This is a genomic window from Mesorhizobium sp. M00.F.Ca.ET.216.01.1.1 (assembly GCF_004010325.2).
GTDB lineage: Bacteria > Pseudomonadota > Alphaproteobacteria > Rhizobiales > Rhizobiaceae > Mesorhizobium.
Genome location: NZ_SADR02000664.1, coordinates 1 through 278 on the forward strand (window position 1 = coordinate 1; position 278 = coordinate 278).

The 278-nt window shown below is 67.3% G+C and carries 1 pseudogene; it reads left to right on the forward strand.

Annotation, left to right across the window (positions count from 1 at the left end):
- Positions 1-35: 35 nt before the first annotated feature.
- A pseudogene (locus EN859_RS37850) lies at positions 36-278 on the forward strand (gluconokinase); the annotation flags it as partial.

The window sequence follows — 278 nt, forward strand, 5'->3', positions numbered from 1 at the left end:
GCATTCCGCTTGACGACGCCGACAGGTGGCCGTGGTTGGCGAAGGTCGGCGAAACGCTGAGGCGGCAGCCCGCACCGGTCATCGTCGGCTGTTCGGCGCTCAAGCGCGCCTATCGCGATTTCATCACCGAGCGGGCCGGTGCGCCGGTGCTGTTCGTATATCTCGAGGGGTCGCGCGAACTGATCTCGCGGCGCATGCACGAGCGCACCGGCCACTTCATGCCGACCAGCCTCCTCGACAGCCAGTTCGCGACGCTGGAGGTGCCGGGCAAAGACGAG